Annotated in this window: 12 protein-coding genes; all 12 read left to right on the top strand. The window is 33.8% G+C overall.

Translation table 11 applies throughout. From position 1 onward, the window contains the following. The first annotated feature begins 290 nt into the window (after nucleotides 1-290). The 12 genes from ABS764_RS15025 (at nucleotide 291) to rhaT (ending at nucleotide 24,142) form a co-directional block, all read left to right on the top strand. Complete coding sequence (locus tag ABS764_RS15025) at nucleotides 291-4,355, top strand: hybrid sensor histidine kinase/response regulator transcription factor (protein ID WP_408082613.1); 4,065 nt, start codon at nucleotides 291-293, stop codon at nucleotides 4,353-4,355. A 467-nt stretch (nucleotides 4,356-4,822) separates the two neighbouring features. After that, nucleotides 4,823-6,220, top strand: coding sequence for a cadherin repeat domain-containing protein (locus ABS764_RS15030; RefSeq protein ID WP_408082614.1), 1,398 nt, complete (start codon nucleotides 4,823-4,825; stop codon nucleotides 6,218-6,220). Nucleotides 6,221-6,263: 43 nt separating this feature from the next. Beyond that, entirely contained in the window at nucleotides 6,264-9,275 is a 3,012-nt protein-coding gene (locus ABS764_RS15035) for a SusC/RagA family TonB-linked outer membrane protein (RefSeq protein ID WP_408082615.1), read from the top strand. A gap of 12 nt (nucleotides 9,276-9,287) precedes the next feature. Continuing rightward, on the top strand, nucleotides 9,288-10,892 hold the full coding sequence (locus ABS764_RS15040) for a RagB/SusD family nutrient uptake outer membrane protein (RefSeq protein WP_408082616.1): 1,605 nt from the start codon (nucleotides 9,288-9,290) through the stop codon (nucleotides 10,890-10,892). Nucleotide 10,893: 1 nt separating this feature from the next. Beyond that, nucleotides 10,894-12,534 (top strand): glycoside hydrolase, encoded by a 1,641-nt coding sequence (locus ABS764_RS15045; protein ID WP_408082617.1) that lies wholly within the window; start codon nucleotides 10,894-10,896, stop codon nucleotides 12,532-12,534. Between the two features lie 177 nt (nucleotides 12,535-12,711). After that, the gene (locus ABS764_RS15050; protein ID WP_408082618.1) at nucleotides 12,712-15,147 is read left to right on the top strand and encodes a sugar-binding domain-containing protein; all 2,436 of its coding nucleotides are present in this window, start codon (nucleotides 12,712-12,714) and stop codon (nucleotides 15,145-15,147) included. 138 nt (nucleotides 15,148-15,285) lie between these two features. Then, nucleotides 15,286-16,653, top strand: a complete 1,368-nt coding sequence (locus ABS764_RS15055) for a glycoside hydrolase family 27 protein (RefSeq protein WP_408082619.1) — start codon at nucleotides 15,286-15,288, stop codon at nucleotides 16,651-16,653. Continuing rightward, nucleotides 16,653-18,581 carry a family 43 glycosylhydrolase gene (locus ABS764_RS15060; protein WP_408082620.1) on the top strand — a complete coding sequence of 643 codons (1,929 nt, stop codon included), beginning with the start codon at nucleotides 16,653-16,655 and terminating at the stop codon, nucleotides 18,579-18,581. The genes ABS764_RS15055 and ABS764_RS15060 overlap by 1 nt, the downstream gene beginning before the upstream one ends. A gap of 146 nt (nucleotides 18,582-18,727) precedes the next feature. Then, nucleotides 18,728-20,290 carry a rhamnogalacturonidase gene (locus ABS764_RS15065; protein ID WP_408082621.1) on the top strand — a complete coding sequence of 521 codons (1,563 nt, stop codon included), beginning with the start codon at nucleotides 18,728-18,730 and terminating at the stop codon, nucleotides 20,288-20,290. Nucleotides 20,291-20,302: 12 nt separating this feature from the next. After that, the gene (locus ABS764_RS15070; RefSeq protein ID WP_408082622.1) at nucleotides 20,303-21,676 is read left to right on the top strand and encodes a TolB-like translocation protein; all 1,374 of its coding nucleotides are present in this window, start codon (nucleotides 20,303-20,305) and stop codon (nucleotides 21,674-21,676) included. 170 nt (nucleotides 21,677-21,846) lie between these two features. Next, nucleotides 21,847-22,878 (top strand): winged helix-turn-helix domain-containing protein, encoded by a 1,032-nt coding sequence (locus tag ABS764_RS15075; protein WP_408082623.1) that lies wholly within the window; start codon nucleotides 21,847-21,849, stop codon nucleotides 22,876-22,878. Between the two features lie 193 nt (nucleotides 22,879-23,071). After that, nucleotides 23,072-24,142: an L-rhamnose/proton symporter RhaT gene (rhaT, locus tag ABS764_RS15080; protein WP_408082624.1), complete on the top strand. Its 1,071-nt coding sequence runs from the start codon at nucleotides 23,072-23,074 to the stop codon at nucleotides 24,140-24,142.

The raw sequence follows: 24,142 nt of genomic DNA on the forward strand, positions 1-24,142 counted from the left end.
GGACCAAAAGTAAATCCAAAAGCATTCGAACTGGATACTGAAATGTTTAAGGTGAAACCACAAACTACAGTATTAATTATTATTACCTTATTAATTATCGCTGCTTTATACGTGAAATTCTGGTAATAGTAAATATATTTTAAATAAGAAATGTGAAATCGAATTCGTTTGATTTCACATTTTTTTATATAAATTCTTTAATTTCTGAAAGTACTGGCAAACCATCGGTATCAAAGAGATTAATTAATTTTATATTTTGTACTATTGTTTTTGGAATTAATATTTTTATTTTGAGGTGTTTAAACTTAATATTTGTTTTTTTTTCAGCATTTCTGGTAAGTTATTCGCAGGGGTATTCGGTACGTTTCCTGGATGTGTCAGATGGATTATCCAATAACTCAATTACAACTATTTATCAGGATAAGGAAGGATATATGTGGTTTGGAACCTATGATGGTCTAAATCGCTATGACGGTTATAATTTTAAAATTTTTAGAAATGAAATTAATAATCCTAATTCTATTTCTAACAATACAATTTATAGCTTAGAAGGCGATTCCAGTAGAAATATATGGATTGGAGGAAATAAAGGTGCAAGTGTTTACGATAAAACTAAAGCTTTGTTTTATCCGGTTAAATATAAAGATAAAGAAAATCCCACTCCCGTAGTTTTAAAAAATGTTGTACATCAAATAAAATCTGTTTCTGATGATTTGGTTTTACTGGCTACGCAAAATTCGGGTGTTGTAGTATTTGAAAAAAATACTTTTGTTGGGAAAACGATTTCAATATCAAATTTAAAAAAAGCGGTTCATTATGATGCTTTAGTTATTCAGAAGGATAATAAAGGAATTTCTTCTTGGATATATGTCAGGAATATTGGGATTTGTAATTACAATTATAGTTCTGAAAAACTACAATTAATTGCGCCTTTATTACTGGATGTAAAATGCATGGAAATGGATACTGATAACAATCTCTGGATTGGTACAGATGAAGGAGTTTTTCTTTTTAATACTTCTACGTTATCAATTTCAGATAATTATTTTTTTAATAAATGTACTGTCACTAATATCCTGAGGGATAAAAAAAATAAATACTGGTTTGCAACTGATGGATGTGGTATTTATACATTAGATAGAAAAAATAAAAAAGCAATTCCTTATACTAAAAATGACAACCAGCAAATTATAAAAAGTAGTGCGGTTTGGAGTGTTTATGAAGATCATTCCGGAAATATATGGTTTGGAACTCTCAGAGGAGGAATCAGCATGCTTAGTGCTACACCTAAATATTTTAAAACAATAAAATATAGCGAAAATGATAAGAGTCTTGCTCAGAATTTTATTCTGTCAGGTTGTGAAGATATAAATCAAAATATATGGATAGGTACTGATGGTGCAGGTTTACGCTATTGGAATCGAAAAAACGATACTTATACGGTTTATAATACCAATTCAGCTAATGCGATTTCCAGTAATTTTATAACCAATGTAATTTGTGATAGTAATAATGAGGTTTGGTTGTCAACCTGGGCAGGAGGTGTAAATAAGATAGACCCTAAAACAAATTTAGTAAGCCATTATTCCTGTTATAATCCTTTTAGCAAACAAATCGAAAAAAACATTTGGTTGGTTTATGAAGATTCTCAAAAAAACCTTTGGGCTAGTGCCACAAATGAAGGCTGTTTGTATCTTTTTAATCGAAATAAAAATTCTTTTGAATTTTATGATAAAGCAATTACTAATTTACAATGTTTGACTCAAACGAGTGACGGAAAGCTTTGGGGAGGAGATTATACTTCTATTGTATGGATTGATAAGGTCAATAAAAAACATGGAAAAACAAATATTGGTTATCCGGTCCGTTATATTCATGAAGATAGTAACAAACAACTTTGGGTAGCAACCCAGGAAGGTGGATTGTTATTATTTAATAGAGAAAACAACACTTTTAAAAGATTTACCACTGCAGATGGTTTGTCGTCTAATACTATTTTAAGAATTTTGGAAGACAAGAATGGCAATTTGTGGATGAGTACCTATAATGGTTTGAGTCGTTTGAATAGGAAAACAAAAACATTTAGAAATTTTTCTAAAAGTGATGGATTACAAAGTAATCAATTTAGTTTTAATGCAGGTTTTAAATTGTCTTCAGGTGAGTTTTTGTTTGGAGGAATTAATGGTTTCAATTTATTTTATCCAGAGATTGTAAAAGATACAAAATCTAATTCTAAAATTGTTCTTTCTGATTTGAGTGTGAATAATGAACCCATTGAAACAAAACCAGATTTAATTTCAAAGTGGGATTCAAATGAAGATATAAATGAAATAAGATTACCTTATGATCAAACGACTTTGTCTATAGAGTTTGTGGCTTTAGATTATTCAAATTCAGATAAAATCAGTTATGCTTATTTTCTTGACGGCTGGGATGATCAGTGGAGTAATGTTGGACAAAACAGGAAGGCTAATTATCCACATCTTTCCGAAGGAACTTATTTGTTTAAGGTAAAAAAATCAAATTTTCAAGATAGTCAAAGTAAAGCAGAAACATTGCTTCGGATTGTTGTTTTACCGCCTTGGTATAGAACCTGGTGGGCTTATTTATTGTATTTGGTTATAGGAGGAACGGTTATTTATAATTATGTTCGGTACAATAAATACAAAGAACGATTGAAATATAAGATTAGAATTTCTGAATTAGAAAGAGAAAAAGAAAAGGAAATTGCTGAGAAGCAGAAGTCTATGTTTACCTATATTTCTCATGAATTTAGAACTCCTTTGTCACTTATTATTAACCCTTTGAAGAAGTTTATTAAAAAAGAAGAAGGTTCAAATGATTCTTCTAAAGGAGATTTGCAAATAGCTTATAGAAACGCCAGACGCTTACTAAGTCTTGTCGATCAGTTACTGCTTTTTCGTAAAGCTGAGAATGATGCAGATGTATTGAAACTTTCAGAAATTAATATGAATAATTTATGTGAGGAAGTTTTTCAATGTTTTGTTACTCAGGCTAAAGATAAAAATATTGATTATAGCATTGATATACCTGAGCATGCAGTTGTTATTATCGGTGATTATGAAAAGTTAGAAATCTCATTGTTTAATTTAGTTTCAAATGCTTTTAAATATACACCAACAGGCGGAAAAATAACAATCAAACAAACAGAAACCGAAAATGAGGTTTTTGTTTCCATAACAGATACGGGTTCAGGAATTGCTTCCAAAAACATTGAAGCTATTTTTGAAAAATTCAAACAATTAGATTCCAATGTTTCAATAAGCACTGGATTTGGTATTGGTCTTTATATTGTAAAGTATTTTATAGATAAGCATAAAGGAACAGTTTCTTGTGAAAGTGAAATAGGCAAAGGAAGTACGTTTACTTTGAAGTTATTAAAAGGACAAGATCATTTAGGCGATTTACCAATTAATCCAAATGTCGCTAAAATGAGTGAATTGGTTGAGGAACTTTTAATTGAAGATTTTGAAGAAAGAAATGCTTCAGTTACTTCTAATTCTAAAATAAATGAAGAAGGGTTAAGTAAAGAAATGCTCACTGATAAAAAGTCGGTTTTAATAATTGATGATAATTTTGAAATTAGAAATTATTTGACAGAATTGTTTTCTAAAACACATTTGGTTTACAGTGCTGTAAATGGAAATGAAGGTTTGAAGCTGACTAAAAAACACATGCCTGATATTGTGATTTCTGATATTGCCATGGAAGTAATGGATGGACTTGAATTGTGTAAAAAAATTAAAGAAAACGAACAGTTATCTCATATTCCTGTAATACTATTGACCGCTTCTAATAATCCCGAGATGCATTTACAGGGAATAACAGATGGTGCTGACGATTATATTACTAAACCATTTGATGACGATATTCTTCTTGCCAGAGTAAATACCTTATTAAGAAATAGAGGGAATTTAAGAAAGTATTTCTTAGACAGCATTACTCTTAAAGAGAATGAACATAAAGTTCCGGCTGAATACCAGGATTTCTTGAAAAAGTGTATTGATATTATAGAGGCTAATATAGACGATCGTGATTTTACAATAAAAACATTTGCTAGCGAAATGGGAATGAGTCATCGTAGTTTATATGCTAAAATAAAGATTGTTTCCGGCGAAACATTAAATGCTTTTATTCGCTCTATTAGATTAAGAAGAGCTGCTATGTTATTGCTTACCGAAAATATAAATATTGCTCAGGCAAGCGCCCAGGTTGGTTTTGAAGATCAAAAATATTTCAGACAGCAGTTTGTTAAACTTTTTGGGATGACTCCATCTGCTTATGTCAAGAAATATAAAGATTCATTTAACAAAGATTTGAATGTAATTAGATAACTGTTTTATATTAAAATAGAAGCTATTCCTTATAATCCTAATCTCGTTATTAATGAGATTAGGATTTTTTGTTAATTTAAAAAAATATCTACTCTATAATTTAGTATTATGTAAATAAACAAGAACTTTTTTTGTTAAATGATTATTTCTGATTGATATGTCCATATAGTTCGCAATTTTCCCCTTTATTTTTTTCGAATTTCCCCCCTATAATTAGTCTTATTTAGTTATTTCTTTGCTTAGATGCTTATGATAATTTTATGATAATAGATTTCTATTGAGTTAAATTATTGTAAAAAAACAACTACTACGAACTAAATTATTAACCAAATACTAAAAGAATAAAGCTTATGAAAAGAATAAATCCTTAAATAAAGAATTGATATAAAATGATTTTAAATTACTATTTAAAAACCAAATAAACTGTTTTTTCTTAAATGAAAAGTAGTTTTTAAAAACTAAGACATATGAATAAACTTTCGTATTTATTTTTGTTAACTTTTTTTGTCATTCTATTTACCGGATGTCAAGAAGACTCGCCAAGTTTCCCATCATCAGATGATCCTACGGTTGCTGTATCTACAAATGAAATTTATGGTGCTCCAAACAGAAAATTTGAAATTAAAGCCACTTTGGCAGATGATCTCGGATTGAAGAGTGTAAGAATTCAAATCCCAGAATTGAGTTTAGATAAAATGATCAATTTTGCAACAGATCCACTTTTAACAACTTATGATTTAAGTTATTTTTTCGAAGTTCCTGCTGATAGAGGTGTATCAGAAGCTTTTGCAATTAAGTTGACTATTACAGACGTTTCTGGTAATGAAGTAGATCAAAATATTAATTTACGTTTAGACGGAGAGTTTAGCTCACCCGCTATTAGTATGATTACTCCTAAAGAGGGAGCTGTTATTCTTTTATCTTCAAGTAATCAATTGCCTGTGAATTTTGTTGTAAACGATGACTCTGGTATTGATTACGTACAGGTTAAATGTGAAGCTTTAGGTATTGACGAAATGGTTCAGTTAGACGGATCACCTCAATCATACACTTTCAATAAAACCTATACTTTACCTGTGACTGCTGCGGAATATGTATTAACTATTACTGCAAAAGATAAATTTGCAATTCCTAATATGGGAACACTAAATATTAATATTGTGGCTACTAATGAGTATCCGGCCATTTATTTATGTGATCAGCCTAAAGGAACTAATCTGACTACAGATGCTGTAGGTGTCCCAATGTATTTTCATGATAAAAATGGTCAAGACTTTGAATTTAAATATTATGCTGATTCAGATAATAAAGAAGTGTATTTCTTAGGTCAGGAATCTGATTTTGCACCACATTGTTTTGGATTAAATACTTCAGGAGAATTAATTGATGATGTTGCTTCTTCGCCTATAGTTTTACCTACTAAAGGATATTATAAAATAAAAGTTAATCCTAGTACATTAGTTTATTCGGTAACAAAATACACTCCTTCAAGTAAAGTTTGGGCTGATGTAGCCAATGGTTTATGGCATGATGAGGAAGCCTTAAGAAGACCTTTTGTGAGTATTGCAGGTGCAGGGATTCAAGGAGCAAACTGGGATACTTGGAACGCCTGGGTTCAAACAAGTTTGCATTTAGCTAACAATCCAAACAATCCATATCAATTAGTAGGTGAATATACACTTACAGGAGAAATGGAAGGAACTTTTACAGGACAATGGTGGAGTCCATCTTGGAGATTAATTAAAAGCGGTATAGCTACGATGTCACCAGGGGAAAATGGAAATGCTAAGTATCCGGCAGCACCAGGTGTTTACAAAGTAATTCTGGACACAGAATTAGAAAGGGCTTTTATCACTAAAAAATAGTTTGTTATAAATGTATAACATTAATAAATAAAATATCTTACATATGAAATATAAATATATAGGGTTACTAATAGCTGTATTATGCAGTGTAACAACCTTTGCACAAATAACAATAAAGGGAACTGTCAAAGACAAATCAGCTGTTGGTATTCCGGGTGTAAATGTTTTTGTCAAGGGTTCTCAGACTTCCGCTTCAACTGATTTGGATGGAAAATATGCTATTGTTGTACCTAACAAGGAGGCTCAAATTGAGTTTTCTTTTATAGGTTTTGCAACTCAAACGATAATTGTAGGTCAAAAAACAACTATTGATGTTACTTTAAGTGAAGACAATCAAACTTTAGAAGAAGTGGTTGTAGTAGGTTATGCAACCGTAAAAAAGAAAGATGTTACCAGTTCTATTGCTTCTGTAAAAGGAAAAGATTTACAAACTATGACTGTAGGTAATGTTACTGAATCACTACAAGGAAAAGTTGCTGGGGTTCAAATTACGGGTGCTGGTGGACCAGGTGCTCAACCTAGAGTATTGATTCGAGGAATATCTACTGTAAATTTAAGTACAGATCCGCTTTATGTAGTTGATGGAATTCCGATGGGAACCAGTATTAATTTCTTGAGTAATAACGAAATTGAATCTATGGATGTACTTAAAGACGCTTCAGCAAGTGCAATTTATGGTTCTCGTGCTTCTAATGGTGTAATTTTAATTACTACTAAAAAAGGAAAAGCTGGTAAAACTAAGTTTACTGTTGACATGAGCTCTGGTTTCCAAATTATGAATAATCCTTATAATATGGCTAGTGCAGAGAATTATGCATCTATTATGAATAAAGCTTATACTAATTCTGGATATTCAGAATATTTACCAAATGCAGAACAATACAGAGGAAAAACAACTGATTGGTGGAAAGCTGGAATCAATAAAGGTTCTGAGATAACTAATGCTTCTATAGGAGTAAGTGGTGGTTCTGAGAAAAATACCTATGCAATAAGTTTAAATTATTATAATTCCGATTCTTTTTATAAAATAGGAGGTTGGAAAAGAATTACTTCAAGAATTGCTAATGATTTTAAATTTACCGATAAATTTTCAGCAGGTCTAACTTTAAATCCACGTTACGAAACCTGGGGAGCACCAGGGAACTGGGCTGATTTTGTTAAGATTGATCCAATTACGCCAATCTATAAACCAGCCGATCAGTTAAACGGAACTGAAAATGAATACAGTATTTACGCTCGTTCTCCATCGTATGTTTGGAATCCGGTTGCAGCTGTAAAAAGATACGATGATTATAGTGATTTGTATAATTTGAATTCGAATGCATATTTGCAATATGAACCAATTAAAGGTTTAATAATTAGAACGCAAGGATCTATTGAGTTTGGAAATAAAATTCAAAATATATTCAGACCAGATTTTGTGATTGATGCAGCACATGAAAAAGCTGAAATCAATAGTGTAGAAAGAAAAGCAACTACCAATGTGGATTGGACATGGCAATCTACGGTGACTTATTCTAAAACATTTGCCGAAAAACACAATACGAGTTTAATGGCAGGTCTTACTATGGAAGAGTACGATTCATCAGATGTTTGGGGTTATGGAGAAGGTGTGCCTAATAATTCTGATTTAATGAGAGAAGTAAGTGCTGCTACTAAAAATAGAAATAGTAGTGGAACATCTTGGTCTAGCTCTTTAATGTCATACATTTCACGTTTTTCGTATAATTATGATAGCAAATACTATTTAACAGCTTCCTTTAGACGTGACGGTTCTTCTAAGTTTATGTCTAATAATAAATGGGCTAATTTCCCGGCGGCTTCAGCGTCGTGGCGTATTTCAAATGAAGATTTTATGACTGATGCCAGTTCAGTAATAAATAATTTAACTTTCAGAGCTGGTTGGGGTAGAGTAGGGAATCAAAATTTACCAGCAGCAGTTTATCAGTCTAATATTGGACAAGGATATTATGTAATTGATGGGAATGTGGTTGATACTTCTTATCCTTCAACTATGGCTAATCAGGATATTCGTTGGGAAATGGTGGAAGATGTGAATTTTGGTCTTGATTTTGGACTTTGGAAAAACAAAATTTCTGGAACCTTAGAATACTACCAAAAAACAACAAAAGATATGTTGTTCCTAAAACAATTCCCTACTTATAGCGGTTTTCCTGCTAATGCAACTATTTGGACAAATGTGGGTTCCATGCGTTCAAACGGAATTGATTTGCTTTTGTCTTATAAAGATAAAAAAGGCGATTTCTCTTATGGTGCTGATGTTACTTTTACCACTGTGAATGTAAAAATGGTTGCTCTATCTGCTAAAGATGAAAAGTTATATGGAGCAAGTAATAGAACTTTAACTGTAGATGGAGATGAACCTGGGTATTTTTATGGGTATGTAGCCGATGGTTTGTTCCAAAATCAAACCCAATTAAATGCTCATACAGATGAGCATGGAACTAAATTACAACCTTATGCTCAAGTAGGAGATATTCGTTTTAAAGATGTGAATGGTGATGGTAAATTAGACGATAAGGACCGTACAAAAATTGGTTCTCCGTGGGCAGATTTTAATGTTGGTTTGAATTTGAATTTTGCTTACAAAAATTTCGATTTAGTGGCTAATTTCTATTCCAGTATTGGAAATGATTTGGTGAACCAAAATATTTCTGATTTATACAATGGAGCAAGTTTAACAAACAAAGTAAATGGTTTAAATCAAAAAGCTTGGCATGGAGAAGGAACGTCTAATTACATTCCTAGACTTTCTAAAGATGACAATAATGAAAACTTCTCTAAATTTTCATCTTTTTATGTAGAAGACGGTTCTTTTGTACGCATGAAAAACCTTCAATTAGGTTATTCTTTCTACAATAAATTTGGATTGGATAAACTAAGATTATCTCTATCAGGTCAAAATTTATGGACATGGACTAAATATTCAGGGGTAGATCCTGAAGTTGGAGGTAGTGTTTTAGGTTCAGGATTTGGAGGATGGAACTACCCGGTTCAACCAACAATTTTGATGGGTATTAATGTAGCATTTTAATAAAAAAAGAATATGAAAAAAATAATAGTATCAATACTAACTTTTGCAGCTTTTGCAGTCTCTTGTTCCGATTTTATCGAGAAAGATGCAAGAGGTACACAAACCTTAGAAAATTATTTTCAAACCGCTCAGGAATGTGAAAATTATGTAAATGAATTAACACACCGATTGTTATTACCTAATGAATGGTGGGTATTAGTTGCACCAAGAATGACGAACGAAATGGCCACTGATGATGCCTGGATGGGAAATACAGGGCAAGATAACAGTTCTCATAGACCAGCTTCTCAGTACCTGATTACTCCGGATAATATGGGAAATTTGAACGGTATGTATACGGCTCATTATTACACAATTCAATCTTGTAATATTGGTTTGGCTAAAATGGAATTAGCTCCTATTAGTGAGTCTCAAAAAAATCAGTACGTTGGGGAATCATTATTTGTACGTGCTTATTGTTACTATGAGTTGGTAAATAATTATGGAGGTGTTCCACTGTATACTACGGTTTTGGGTACTAATGATTTAAAATTGCCGCGTAGTTCTGTAGCAGAAGTATATGCTCAGGTTGAGGCAGATTTAAAAGAATCGGCTGAAAAATTAGAAACGATTGAAGTAAATAGAAATGGAAGAATTAATAAATGGGCAGCTTATGCATTACTGGCCCGTGTTTCTTTGTTCCAGGAAAAATGGGCTGAAGCAAAGCAATATGCTAACAAAGTAATTACCGAAGGACCTTTTTCATTAGAACCTAACTTTATAAATATTTGGGATGTAAATAACCATAATGGAGTAGAATCTATTCTTGAGGCACAATCATCTGGTGTTCAGGATAGAAATTTAGGAAGTGCAATACCTACTTTTTCCGGAGCAAGAGGAGAGGACAAAAAGAATTTCCCAAGTAATGATGCTGCAGATGTACTTGACGGTTGGGGATGGTGTATGCCAACAAGTGATTTAGAAAATGCCTATTTGTCTGAAGGTGATGAAATTCGGTTAAAAAGTACCATTACCAAATGGGGAGATCCTGCTTATGGAGATGAAGAATTGAACCCTACACATAAGTTTAGTTTAAACGATAATAAATCCGGACGTATTTGTCGTAAATATTATATTCCAATAGCTACTCGTCGGTCTTTAGATAAGAGAGATGGGCACTTACCATTGAATATTCCATTGATTCGCTTAGCCGAAATGTATCTTACAAGAGCTGAGGCTAATTATCATTTGAATGATGCTGGCGCTGCTATGTCAGATATTAATGTGGTTAGAGATCGTGTCGATTTAGATCCGGTAGAAGGAATGGCAGGACCTAATCTTTTGAGAAAAATTTACAAAGAACGTCGTTTAGAATTAGCCTTTGAAGGATTGCGTTTGTTTGATATTCGAAGAGAAAAAGATCCAGGAACAGGAAAACCGGTTATTGAATCTTTGATGGGACCAAACGGAACTTTTGTACAATACAATTTGAATTCGACTGATCCTTATGAAACAACGAATACCAGAGAAGCTCAGGATAAGGGAATCAATTTTAATCCAGCCAGACACTTAATATGGCCAATACCACAATTAGAAGTTGATTTAAGCGGAGGAATAATCACAAATCCAAATTATTAAGATGAATTTGATAAAAAAATATAAAGTAAGCCTGTTGTTTGCAGGCTTATTTTCAATGAGTACAGCATTCATTAGCTGTTCGTCAGACAATAATGAAACTTCAGAGCCAGTTGCTGAAACAACAAGAGAATTAAAAATTAATTTGGATGCAAATTTGCAAACAATGGAGAGTTTTGGAGCTTCTGATGCCTGGCAATGTCACAATATTGGGAAAAACTGGCCAATAGACAAAAAAAATGCAATTGCAGATTTATTGTTTAGTAAAGATGTTGATAGTGAAGGAAATCCTAAAGGAATTGGTTTGTCATTGTGGCGATTTAACTTAGGAGCTGGAAGTACAGAACAAGGTAGTGCTAGTGATATTACTGATGAATGGAGACGTACAGAGTGTTTTACTACCGACGGAGTTACGTATGACATGAGCAAACAAGCCGGACAGGTATGGTTTATGAAAGCGGCTAGAGATCGTGGAGTAGATAAATTATTGGCTTTCACCAATAGTGCTCCGGTTTATTTAACTCAAAATGGTTTAGCTCACGCATCGATTAAAACTTTCTATAATCTAAAGGATGGGAAAATGCCGGAATTGGCTGATTTTTGGGTAAATGCTATTGATAAATTAAAATCAGAACACGATTTAACAATCGATTATGTAAGTCCTTTTAACGAGCCACAATACGAGTGGGATGGTTCCGGACAGGAAGGTTCACCGGCTTCAAATGCTAATATTTACAGTTTTATAAATACATTGGCTCCAAAATTACAGACAAAAGGTTTGAGTTCACAAATTGTTGTGGGAGAAGCAGGTGCTTTCGAACCTTTGTATAAAACAGTAAGTGGAAAAGAAAATCGTTCGAATCAAATTGATTATTTCTTTGGAGTCAATTCAACTAAAAATATTGCAGGATTAACGAATGTTAAGAAAACAATTTCAGGTCATAGTTATTGGCAGGCATGGCCAATAAGTGAGTTGATTTCATCAAGACAAGCTGTTGCTAATAGAGCTAAAACTGTTCCTGGATTGAGTGTTTGGGCTTCTGAATATTGTATTCTTGAAAATCCCGGAACAGCTGAACTTCCTGGAGGAGCGGGTCCTGGCAGAGATTTAGGAATGCAAACAGCCCTTTGGGTAGCTCGTATTATCAGTACTGATATTTCAATTGGAGGCGTTACTTCATGGCAATGGTGGACTGCTGTTAGTCGTGGGGATTACAAAGACGGATTACTTCATGTTGATGACGGATTATCAAATGGTGCTGGTGATGCTAATTATTGTAAGTTTGATGGAAATATCAGAGAAACGAAGATCCTTTGGGCTTTAGGAAACTTTTCTTTCTTTGTAAAACCGGGAATGCAAAGGATTCAGATTCCTAATTTAGATAATTCAACAGCTATGACAGATGTTATGGTTACTGCTTATAAAGATGAAGCGACTAAAAAAATGGTAGTTGTTGCGGTTAATTTCGGAACTGCTGCAAGAACCTATAAGCTGAATCTTGCAGGAGGAACATTGGTAAATAATGTATTGACTCCTTATGTTACTTCTGAATTGAAAAGTTTGGAAAAAGGAACTGATGTAGCAGCAGATAATTTTGAAATTCCGGCCAGAGCAGTAGTTACTTACATAGGTGTTTATAAATAAGATTTGGTACTATAAAATTAAAAAAAATAACTTTGGGTAATTTTACAACACTTATTTTACCAATTTACCCCTCATAACTATTAAGGTTTAATCATTTCTTTGCTTTTTTTAAAGTAGGCTTTATGGAAATTCAGAATGGTTTAGCGTCCTCTTATTTATTAAAAAAAAATATAATTTATGTTAACAACAAAAAAAATCTTTCTCTCATTTCTGCTTTGCTCTTGCACTGCTGCATTCAGTCAAATAGGATTTGGAGATTCTCAAAAAATTAATGATCAATGGAAATTTATTCTGCAGGACAATAAAGACTTTCAGGATAATTCTTTTAATGACAGCAAGTGGCAAACAGTTGCAGTTCCTCATGATTGGAGTATCAAAGGACAGTTGAGTCCAACCTTAGCTAGTGCTACAGGATTTTTACCTGGAGGAATTGCCTGGTACAGAAAAACTATGGATATTCCTGCTGCAAAAAAAGGTGAGAAAGTGTTCTTGTATTTTGAAGGAGTGTATAACCGAAGCGAAGTTTTTGTTAATGGACATTCTTTAGGGAAACGTCCTAATGGATATATTTCTTTTGCTTTTGACGCTACACCGTATATTAAGTACGGTGAGAAAAATACCATTGCTGTTCGTGTGGATCATAGTCAAAGTGCCGATTCCCGTTGGTACACAGGTTCAGGGATTTACAGAGATGTTTGGGCAGTGTATGCTAATCCGGTGCATATTGCACAATGGGGCGTGTATGCTTATCCGGAAGTGAATAAAAAAATGGGAATTTTAAATATTGAAGTGGAAGTTGAAAACGGTTCAGCTGAAAAATCAAATTTGACTATTGTTAACGAATTGATTGCAAATGATGGAAAAACTGTTGCTAAGAGTACTAATACTGTAATAATTGCTGCTAATCAGTCAGGAAAAATTACTGCGAAAATAAAAGTGACCAATCCTAAGTTATGGGATCTGGAAAATCCTAATTTGTACCAATTGAAAACTACGGTTTTAAAAGAAGGTAAAGTTATCGATTATTCAACAACTCAAACAGGTTTCCGAAATTTTACTTTTGATGCCAACAAAGGATTTGCTTTAAATGGCAAATGGATGAAAATAAAAGGAGTTTGTCTGCATCATGACGCAGGAGTATTAGGTTCGGCAGTTCCTCGCGAAGTTTTAGAAGGAAGATTGAAAACCTTAAAAAAAATTGGAGTAAATGCTGTGCGTACAAGTCATAATCCTCAGGCACCCGATTTTTATGAATTGTGTGATGAGCTAGGTTTATTGGTTTTAAATGAAGCTTATGACGAATGGGAATTCCCTAAACGCAAATGGTTAGAAGGATGGAATGTTGGAACACCTGGATTTGAAGGTTCTTATGATATTTTTGCTGATTGGGCCGAGAAAGATTTGGAAGATTTTGTGCGTCGTGACAGAAACCATCTTTCTGTTTTTGCATGGAGTATTGGTAACGAAGCCGATTATCCAAATGATCCGTATTCTCATCCGGTATTAGCTGGAGGAGGCGATACAGGATTCTCTCAGGCTGCTTATGGAGGGTATAAAAAAGATGCTCCGGATGCGATGCGATTAGGAGGTATTGCAAAACGTTTGGTGGCAGCCGTTAAGAAATACGACAAATCCCGTCCTACAACAGCAGGATTGGCTGGAGTTGCTATGTCTAACGAAACCGAATATCCGGGCGCTTTGGATATTACAGGATACAATTATACGGAAAGTAAATACCAATCGGACCATAAAAAATATCCAAAACGTGTGATTTTTGGTAGTGAAAATCGTCATGATTACGATGCTTGGTTAGCGGTTAAAAATAACGAGCATATTTTTGGTCAGTTCTTATGGACTGGTATCGATTATTTAGGTGAATCAGGGAGATGGCCTTCAAGAGGGTTTTATTCAGGATTAGTTGATTTTGCCGGTAATATTAAACCAAGAGGTTATTTCCGTCAATCACTTTGGTCAGAGAAACCAATGATTTATATTGCAACTTATCTTTCTAATAATCCTAACAAAAAAGACCTTTCTATGGATGCCTGGCCATTGTGGAATTACAATGAAGGTCAAAAAGTAAAAGTGGTTTGTTATACTAATGCTGCAAAAGCCCGTTTGGAACTTGACGGGAAAGTAGTTGGCGAAGTGAAAAACTATGATTCTGAAGTTGGAATTATTTCCTGGGACATTCCGTTTCAATCCGGAAAACTGGAAGCTGTAGGATTAGATAAGAATAATAAAGAAGTGAGTCGTTATACGATTGCTTCTTCAAAACAACCTTACGCTATTACAGTTAAAAATGCTGATAAAGCTATAAATAAAGACAAAGGTGTAGCCGAAATCATGTTGCAAATTGTAGATGAAAATGGGACTCCGGTAATGATTGCTGATAACGAAATTACGTGTAAAATAATCAGTGGTTCAGCAAATTTATTAGGATTAGAAGCAGGAAATAATTCGGATATGACTGATTATACTGATAATGTTCAACGTGTTTTTCACGGACGTATTTTAGCTTATATTCAGGCTAATGGAAGCAATGAAGCTATTAAAGTTCAGTTTTCCAGTCCTTGGTTAAAACCGGTTGAAGTTATAATCAATGTAGAATAAAATGCTTTTTAGCATTTCTAAAATATTGCTTCAAATGTAAATAGAGCTATTTGTCTTTTTTAGATGAATAGCTTTATTTATAAAAAAATTAAATTCATTATATTTGAAGTGTACTATTAACACATATAAAAAAACCAAATGAAAATTAAGAACAAAATTGTTATCGCTTTAGGGATTATTTTAGGGGTAGTTACGGTCAACGCTCAAAACACCACTATAAAAAACGCTGATTTTAAACAATGGGCTCAAACACCACCAATGGGTTGGAATAGCTGGGATTGTTATGGTTCAACAGTTGAAGAACATGAGGTAAAAGCCAATGCCGATTACATGGTCAAAAACCTGAAAAAATATGGTTGGGAATATATTGTTGTTGATATTCGATGGTTTGTAGAAAATGATAAAGCGGGAGGCTACAACCAGAAAGATCCACGTTATGTAATGGATCAATACGGAAGGTATTTACCGGCATTGAACAGATTTCCTTCGGCAAAAGACGGTCAGGGGTTCAAACCATTAGCTGATTATATTCATAGTAAAGGATTGAAATTTGGAATCCACATTATGCGTGGAATTCCTAAAAAAGCAGTAGAAGAAAAATTACCTATCAAAGGTGCAAACGGAATCACTGCTGACCAAATTTACACTACAGCTTTGCAATGTACATGGTTGAAAGATAATTATACTATTTTGGCTGACAAACCGGGAGCTCAGGAATATTATGATTCTTTATTCGAATTGTATGCACAATGGGGAATAGATTTTATCAAAATTGATGATTTGTCAAGACCTTATCACGAAGGAGAAATCAACCTGATTAGAAAAGCAATAGATAAATGTGGTCGTAAAATAGTTTTAAGTACTTCACCTGGAGAAACGCCTATTTCGGCAGCTGCTCACGTAAGTTCTCATGCTAATATGTGGCGTATGGTGGATGATGTTTGGGATACCTGGCCACACATTACACATTTAATGGATGTGGCTCAAAAATGGTATCCGTATATCGCACCGGGAACTTGGCCTGATTGCGATATGATTCCGTTAGGAAGAATTTCATTAAGAGGAGAACGTGGTGAGGACAGAATGTCCCGTTTAACAAAAGACGAACAATATACCCTGATTACTTTCTTTAACATCTTTAAATCACCATTGTTTTTTGGAGGTGATTTACCAAGTAATGATGCCTTTACTTTGTCATTATTGACAAACAAAGAAGTAGTAAAAATGCACCGCGAAAGCACGGATGTAAAACAACTTTTTCAAAAAGACGGAAAAGTAGCAATGACTTCAAGAAACCCGAAAGATGGAAGTGTTTACTTAGCTCTATTTAATATTTCAGATAAAAATGATGTTAAGGTTTCGGTGCCATTAGCTGATTTAGGAATTACTAAAGCAGATGCTGTAGACTTATGGTCTGGAAAAAAAACAGCTACAGTTACTAATGAAATTTCAGTTTCATTAAAAGCGCATGCTTCTGTACTTTATAAATTAAAAGCAAAAAAATAATGCGCAAATTTCAATTGAGTATAGTTTTATTACTAATAATTAGTTTTTCAAAAGCTCAAAATAAAAGCGGAGTCCCACCAGTACTTGCTGATAAAGATTTAACCGCTTATTTATTTGTGTATTTCACAGGCAATGCTGTTGAAGAAGAAGCAGTTCGCTATGCCATAAGTCCGGATGGTTACCATTATTATCATTTAAATGATAACAAACCCGTTATAGATAGTAAACTCATTAGTTCTACGGGTGGGGTTCGTGATCCTCATATTTTAAGAGGAGAAGACGGTAAAACCTTTTATATGGTTTTGACTGATATGACTTCTAACAAAGGTTGGGATTCTAACCGTGCCATGGTGTTGCTAAAAAGTACTGATTTAGTAAATTGGAAAAGTAGCGTGGTAAATATTCAGACTACTTTTTCAGGTAATGAAAACCTGAAAAGAGTATGGGCACCGCAAACCATTTATGATGCAAAAGCGGGTAAGTACATGATTTATTTTAGTATGCAGCATGCGGGAGGTCCAGATATTATTTATTATGCTTATGCCAATAAGGATTTTACAGCTTTAGAATCGGAGCCAAAAGTGTTATTTGTGCCAAAGTCTAAAAATGCCTGTATTGATGGGGATATAATCGAAAAAGACGGTGTTTATCATTTGTTTTATAAAACAGAAACGAATACTCCAGGTATAAAAGTAGCTACAACTACTGATTTGACGTCTGGGAATTGGACTGAAAATGATAATTATTTGCAGCAAACAAAAGAAGCTGTTGAGGGAGCAAGTGTTTTCAAATTGAATCATTCTGACGAGTATATCTTAATGTATGATATGTACATGAAAGGAAAATATCAGTTTACAAAGACTAAAGATTTAGAACATTTTACAGTGATTGATAATGATATTTCAATGGATTTTCATCCACGTCATGGAACCATTTTACCTATCACTCGTGCTGAATTAAAAAGATTAATTGCTAAATGGGGAAAACCAGCTAACTATCCTCAAATCAATAATAATCCAGTTTTAGAAGGCTATTATGCCGACCCTGAAGTTTTATATTCGAATAAAACTAAAAAGTATTATATCTATCCTACTAGTGATGGATTTGATGGTTGGTCAGGATATTATTTTAAAACTTTTTCATCAGATAATTTAGTAAATTGGAAAGATGAAGGTGTTATTATTGATCTTAAAAAAGATGTTTCCTGGGCTAATAGAAATGCATGGGCACCTTGTATTGTGGAGAAAAAAATAAAAGGAAAATATAAATATTTCTATTATTTCACGGCAGCCCAAAAAATAGGTGTAGCTGTTGCTGATAATCCTACAGGACCTTTCAAAGATAGCGGAAAAGCATTGGTAAGTTCCCGTCCGGAAGGAGCAAGAGGCGGACAGGAAATTGATCCGGATGTTTTTACTGATCCTAAATCGGGGAAAAGTTATTTGTATTGGGGAAATGGATATATGGCTGTTGCCGAATTGAATCCTGATATGTTTTCTTTAAAAGAAGAAAGTACGAAGTTAATTGAGGTTGATAATACGTTTAGAGAAGGAACTTATGTGATTTATAGAGAAGGAACTTATTATTTCTTATGGAGTGAAGATGACACCAGAAGTCCAAATTATAAAGTACGATACGGTATTTCCAAATCACCTTTAGGACCTCTTGAAATTCCAAAAGATAATATTGTTATCCAGGGAAATAAAGAAGAAGAAATCTATGCTACCGGACACAATTCAGTACTAAAAGTACCAAACAAAGACGAATGGTATCTTGTGTATCACCGTTTTTCATACCCAACCGGAATAAAAATGGGCGATGCCGGAGGTTTTCATCGTGAAGTGGCTATTGATAAATTAGAATTCAATGCTGATGGAACTATCAAACAAGTTGTTCCTACGCATGCAGGGATTAATCTGTTAAAGTAGTATTATAATTAGTTTCAGTTTCAAAACCAGTAAACAGCTTTGTTTACTGGTTTTTTTATACAAATGTTATTTGCAGGATGGAACAGGATGAAGTATTTGTTTTTAATTTGCAAATTGCTGTAATTTATTAAATGAATACAATTGGTATGAAAACAAATAGTGTTTTTGTCTGGCTTTATAGCTGTCGATTTTATTGGTGTTTTTTATTGTTAAGTTTGAATACCATTCAGGCTTCACCTCCTGTAGTTTATAACGTTTTGTCTTTTGGTGCTAAAGGAGACGGTATAACAATAGATACAGAAGCCATTAATAAAACGATTGAATCAGCGGCAAAAGCAGGTGGGGGGACGGTTTATTTTCCTGCAGGAACTTATCTTAGTTTTTCCATTCGATTGAAAAGTCATATTTCTCTTTATTTAGATCAGGGAGCAACAATTCTGGCTGCAACACCTTCAGGCGATTTGGGTTATGATGCACCAGAACCCGCTGCTAATGATACCTTTCAGGATTTTGGACACAGTCACTGGCACAACAGTTTAATCTGGGGAGAAAATCTGGAAGATGTTTCTATTCTTGGTCCGGGAATAATTCATGGAAAAGGTCTAACTAGACACGGACCATTAAGAAAACCAGTAGGTAATAAAGCAATTGCACTAAAGCTTTGCCGTAATGTGATTTTGAAAGATTTTACGATTTTGTATGGCGGACATTTTGGAATATTAGCAACCGGAGTTGATAATATGACAATTGATAATCTAAAAATTGATACCAATCGGGACGGAATCGATATTGATTGTTGTAAAAATGTTCGCGTTTCAAATTGTAGTGTGAATTCTCCTTGGGATGACGGAATTTGTTTAAAAAGTTCATTTGCGCTGGGTTATGCCCGACCAACCGAAAATGTAACGATTACTAATTGTAGTGTTAGTGGTTTTGATCGTGGTACTTTTTACAATGGAACTTATCAGCGCAATGAAGCTCATTTAGTTCCTGATAAAGAAGGGCCAACAGGACGTATCAAATTTGGAACAGAATCCAATGGCGGTTTTAAAAATATAACCATAAGTAATTGTGTTTTTGAATATTGCCGTGGATTAGCACTCGAAGCAGTAGATGGAGGTTTGCTGGAAGATGTAACAATTACCAACATTACGATGCGGGATATCATCAATTCCCCCATTTTTTTGCGTCTCGGAAGTCGAATGCGTGCACCTGAAGGTACAACTGTTGGGGCCTTGCGACGTATTAATATCAGTAATATCAATGTCTATAATGCCGATTCCCGTTTTGCAACACTCATCAGTGGTATTCCGGGACATGATATTGAAGATATTCGTTTGAGTAATATTAGTATTTGGTATCGTCCAATGGATGCCGAATCCAAAAAAAGTATCCAGCAAGAAGTGCCTGAGTATGAAAAAAGTTATCCAGAACCTCAAAAATTTGGTATTTTACCAGCTTACGGTTTTTTTATTCGTCATACTAAAAATATAGAGTTGAATAATATCAATCTGTATTTGATGGGCGATGAAACTCGTCCAGCTCTAATTGTAAATGATGTAAACGGAATAAAACTTCGAAATATAACTTTAGATAAAGGATCAAATTCGGTATCGCTAGTAATGAAAAACGTAACGAATTTATCTGTAAAAGACAGTAAACCTTTGAAGGATATGGATTCTAAAAAAATAAAAATAAAAAATTATTAATATTCGTAAAGTATGAAAAAGTTTATTTTTAGTGTCGCTTTGAGTAGTTTTTTATGTTCAGTTAATGTAAATGCTCAGATAGGAAAACGTTTTCCTTCGGAGTTAAAAGTGGTAAAAGATCCTGTAACTGGTACCATGTTAACCTTTCTTACCAGTAAACCAATGGGAGATTCTAAGATTTATCAAACACATAATCAATGGACATCTGACGGACAATGGCTTATTTTTCGTTCAAACAGAGTAGAAGGAGAAGCGATGGCTGTAAATGAAAAAACAGGTGAAATGGTTCAGGTTACCGAAGGAGGTTATATTGGGATGTTAAATGTAGCCCGAAATAGTATGAAGCTTTACTTTATGAGAAAAGTAGCTGATAATGGTGTAAAACAAAATAAAAAAGAAAACATTCGAAGATTTGCTCCAACCTCAATGGAGATTGTAGAAGTAGACTTGGCAAAATTATTGGCAGACAGTACAACGGATAAACTTAAAAAAGCCGATTATTATCAGCGGGTTTGTGGAACGACTAATCCTGAAATGGGTGCTGGCGGAGATTTAGCTTTAGATGGTGATGAAAACTGGGCATATTTCAGGGTGGGGAAAGAATACGCGGCAAAATATTTGCCGGAAGGAACAAAACTGGAAGAAAATTTTGGACCCAGAAAAATGGGAGCAGGACCAGCCGGAATTGCCGCGATGAATGTACATTCAGGAGAAATTAAATATGTAATATCAGTTCCTTTTCAAATTGGTCATATCCAAACCAATCCTTGGATTCCAGGCGAAATTATTTTTTGCTGGGAAACCGGAGGAAAATCTCCGCAGCGGACCTGGACCGTAATGAGTGATGGAACCGGGCTTAGACCTTTGTATCGGGAATCTGAATACGAATGGGTAACGCATGAAGCGGTAATTAGTAAAGATGAAGTAGCAATAGCTATTATGGGGCATCGAAAAATTCAGGGACTGGATACGACAGGGACTGCTGTAAGCGGAGCTAATCCTGGTCAGGAAGCAGCTTGGGGGCCATCAGGAACCAGAGAAAAACCGACCGGATTGGGAATAGTCAACTTAAGAACCCAAGAAATGAAAATAGCAGGACAAACGGATTCCGGAAGTGGATTATGGCATGTAAGCGGTTCTCCTGACGGTCGCTGGGCAGTAGGCGATGATTTCTCCAGAAGCGTTTATCTTATTGATCGGCATACTAATGAAATGCTGCTGCTTACTACAGGTCATAAAACAACAGCTGCAGATCATCCACATCCTACGATGAGTCCGGATGGTACTAAAATCCAGATCCAGTCGGCTATGTTAAGTGATGATGATAAGAGTATGAATATTTGTATTATTCCCGTTCCGGAGGACTGGTTAAAAAGAAAATACTGATAAAAATGATGCTGTGCAAACAAGTCTAAAAACAAATAATTGTTTTTTGTTCTTTGTAATTCTGAATAATAAAACACATTCATCTATGTCTTAAAGTTAGGAATAGCTAACTTTGCAAGCTAATTTTTGCATTCGGAGGAAAAGCAGCACATTTAATTAGTAAATAAATAATGAAAAAAACTTCTAAAATAGCCAGTCTTTTTATAGATGAATTTTCATCTACGCCTAAATATCAACAATTAGTAAACGCTATATTGAATGCTATTAAACAGGGAGTTCTAAAAAAAGGGGATGCGATGCCTTCTATAAATGAACTGAGTTTCCAGTACGAAATTTCCAGAGTAACGATTGAAAAAGGATATAACAGCCTTCGTAAAATGGGAATTTTAGAAGCTTTTCATGGAAAAGGTTATTTTGTTGCTAATACGGATGTTTCTCAGGATATAAAAATTTTCCTGATGTTTAATAAATTAAGCGCTCATAAAAAATTGATTTATGATGCTTTTGTGGAAACATTAAAAGATAAAGCCGCAATTGATTTTTATATTTATAATAATGATTATGCTTTGTTTAAAAAACTATTAAATCAGCAAAAAACAGAATATACTCATTATGTAATTATCCCTCATTTTATAGAAAAATCAGATGCTCACCGATTGTTGATTGAGGATATACCAAAAGAGAAATTAGTTTTAGTGGGAAAAAAATTAAAAGGGATTACCGGAGATTATGCTGCCGTTTATGAAAATTTTGAACAGGATATTTATAATGCACTTACAGAGGCATTAGAGCCGTTGAGTAAATATCATACCCTGAAATTAATTTTTCCGGTAAACAGTTATTTTCCAAAAGAGATTGTAAAAGGCTTTGAGAATTTTTGCTATAATTATGCTTTTAACTTTAAAATTGTCCACAATCTTGATGAAGAAGAAGTAAGAGAGGGAGAGGTTTATATTAATTTAATGGAAGAGGATTTAGTTAAAATTATTGATAAAATTATACGACTGAATTTAACTGTAGGCAAACAGGTAGGTTTAATTTCTTATAATGAAACTCCGCTGAAAAACTATATTATGAACGGACTCACCACAATTTCAACTGATTTTAAAACAATGGGAATTACAGCTGCCAACTTAGTTTTGAATAATTCGAAGGAACATATCGAAAACCCGTTCAGATTAATCTTGAGAGGGTCGTTGTAAGTTGAAATTCGCTCTTTTTTTGAGCTTTTTAGTATATTTCTTAATTTCTTTTTTAACAATTAATGTAAAATCTGTCAGAAATATATAAAATTGCTATAAAAAATGTTAATACAAGGACTGTACAGGACAGTTTTGAAATTCATTTTTTTTTATTTTACATTTCTATTAATTAATCTTAACTCAAATCTCATTTATGGAATCAATTCTTGGTATTCTTTTTCACTCAATAGGAGGATTTTCTTCCGGAAGTTTTTATATGCCTTTTAAAAAGGTAAAAGGTTGGGCTTGGGAAAGCTACTGGATTGTTGGAGGTTTTTTTTCTTGGTTAATTGTTCCGCCATTGGCTGCTTATTTAACAATTCCAAATTTTGCTGAAATCATAAGTACTGCTTCACCATCAATAAAAGCCGTAACTTATTCTATGGGATTAATCTGGGGTATTGGAGGATTAACATATGGTTTGGGTGTACGTTATTTAGGGATGTCATTAGGTAACTCTATTACTTTAGGGTTCTGTTCCGCTTTTGGAGCATTGGTTCCACCTATCTATTATAATTTTAATCCTACTACAGGAAAAGAATCATTTACTGAAATGGCATCTACTTCCGGCGGACAATTAGTTTTGTTAGGAGTATTAGTTTGTATTTTAGGAATTGTATTCTTAGGAAAAGCAGGTACGCTTAAAGAAAAAGATTTTGCTGTAGGACATGAAGATAAAGACCAGGATTTTAACCTGGCTAAAGGTCTTGTTATTGCAATTATTTCCGGTATTTTAAGTTCATTCTTTAATTTCGGAATTGAAGCAGGAAAAACAATGGCAGATACGGCTAATGAGGCTTGGAAAGTTTTAAATCCGGGACAAGGGGAGTTTTTGTACCAAAATAATGTAACTTATGTAGTGTTGCTTTGGGGAGGTCTTACAACCAATTTTTTATGGTGTATGTATCTTAATTTTAAAAATAAAACTTTTAGCGATTACACAAATAAAAATACTCCTATTGCTAAAAATGTATTGTTTTCAGCTATTGCGGGAACAATGTGGTTTTTACAGTTTTTCTTCTACGGAATGGGCGAAAGTAAGATGGGGAACGGAGCAGGTTCTTGGATTTTACACATGTCAACCATTATTTTGACAGCTAATTTCTGGGGATTCTATTTGAAAGAATGGAAAGGAGTTTCCGATAAAACATATAAGGTTTTCTTCTTCGGAATTGCTTTAATGTTCTTATCCATTGTTTTAGTAGGTATCGGAAATTCACTATAA

It is taken from the genome of Flavobacterium plantiphilum (assembly GCF_046000495.1).
Classification (GTDB): domain Bacteria; phylum Bacteroidota; class Bacteroidia; order Flavobacteriales; family Flavobacteriaceae; genus Flavobacterium; species Flavobacterium plantiphilum.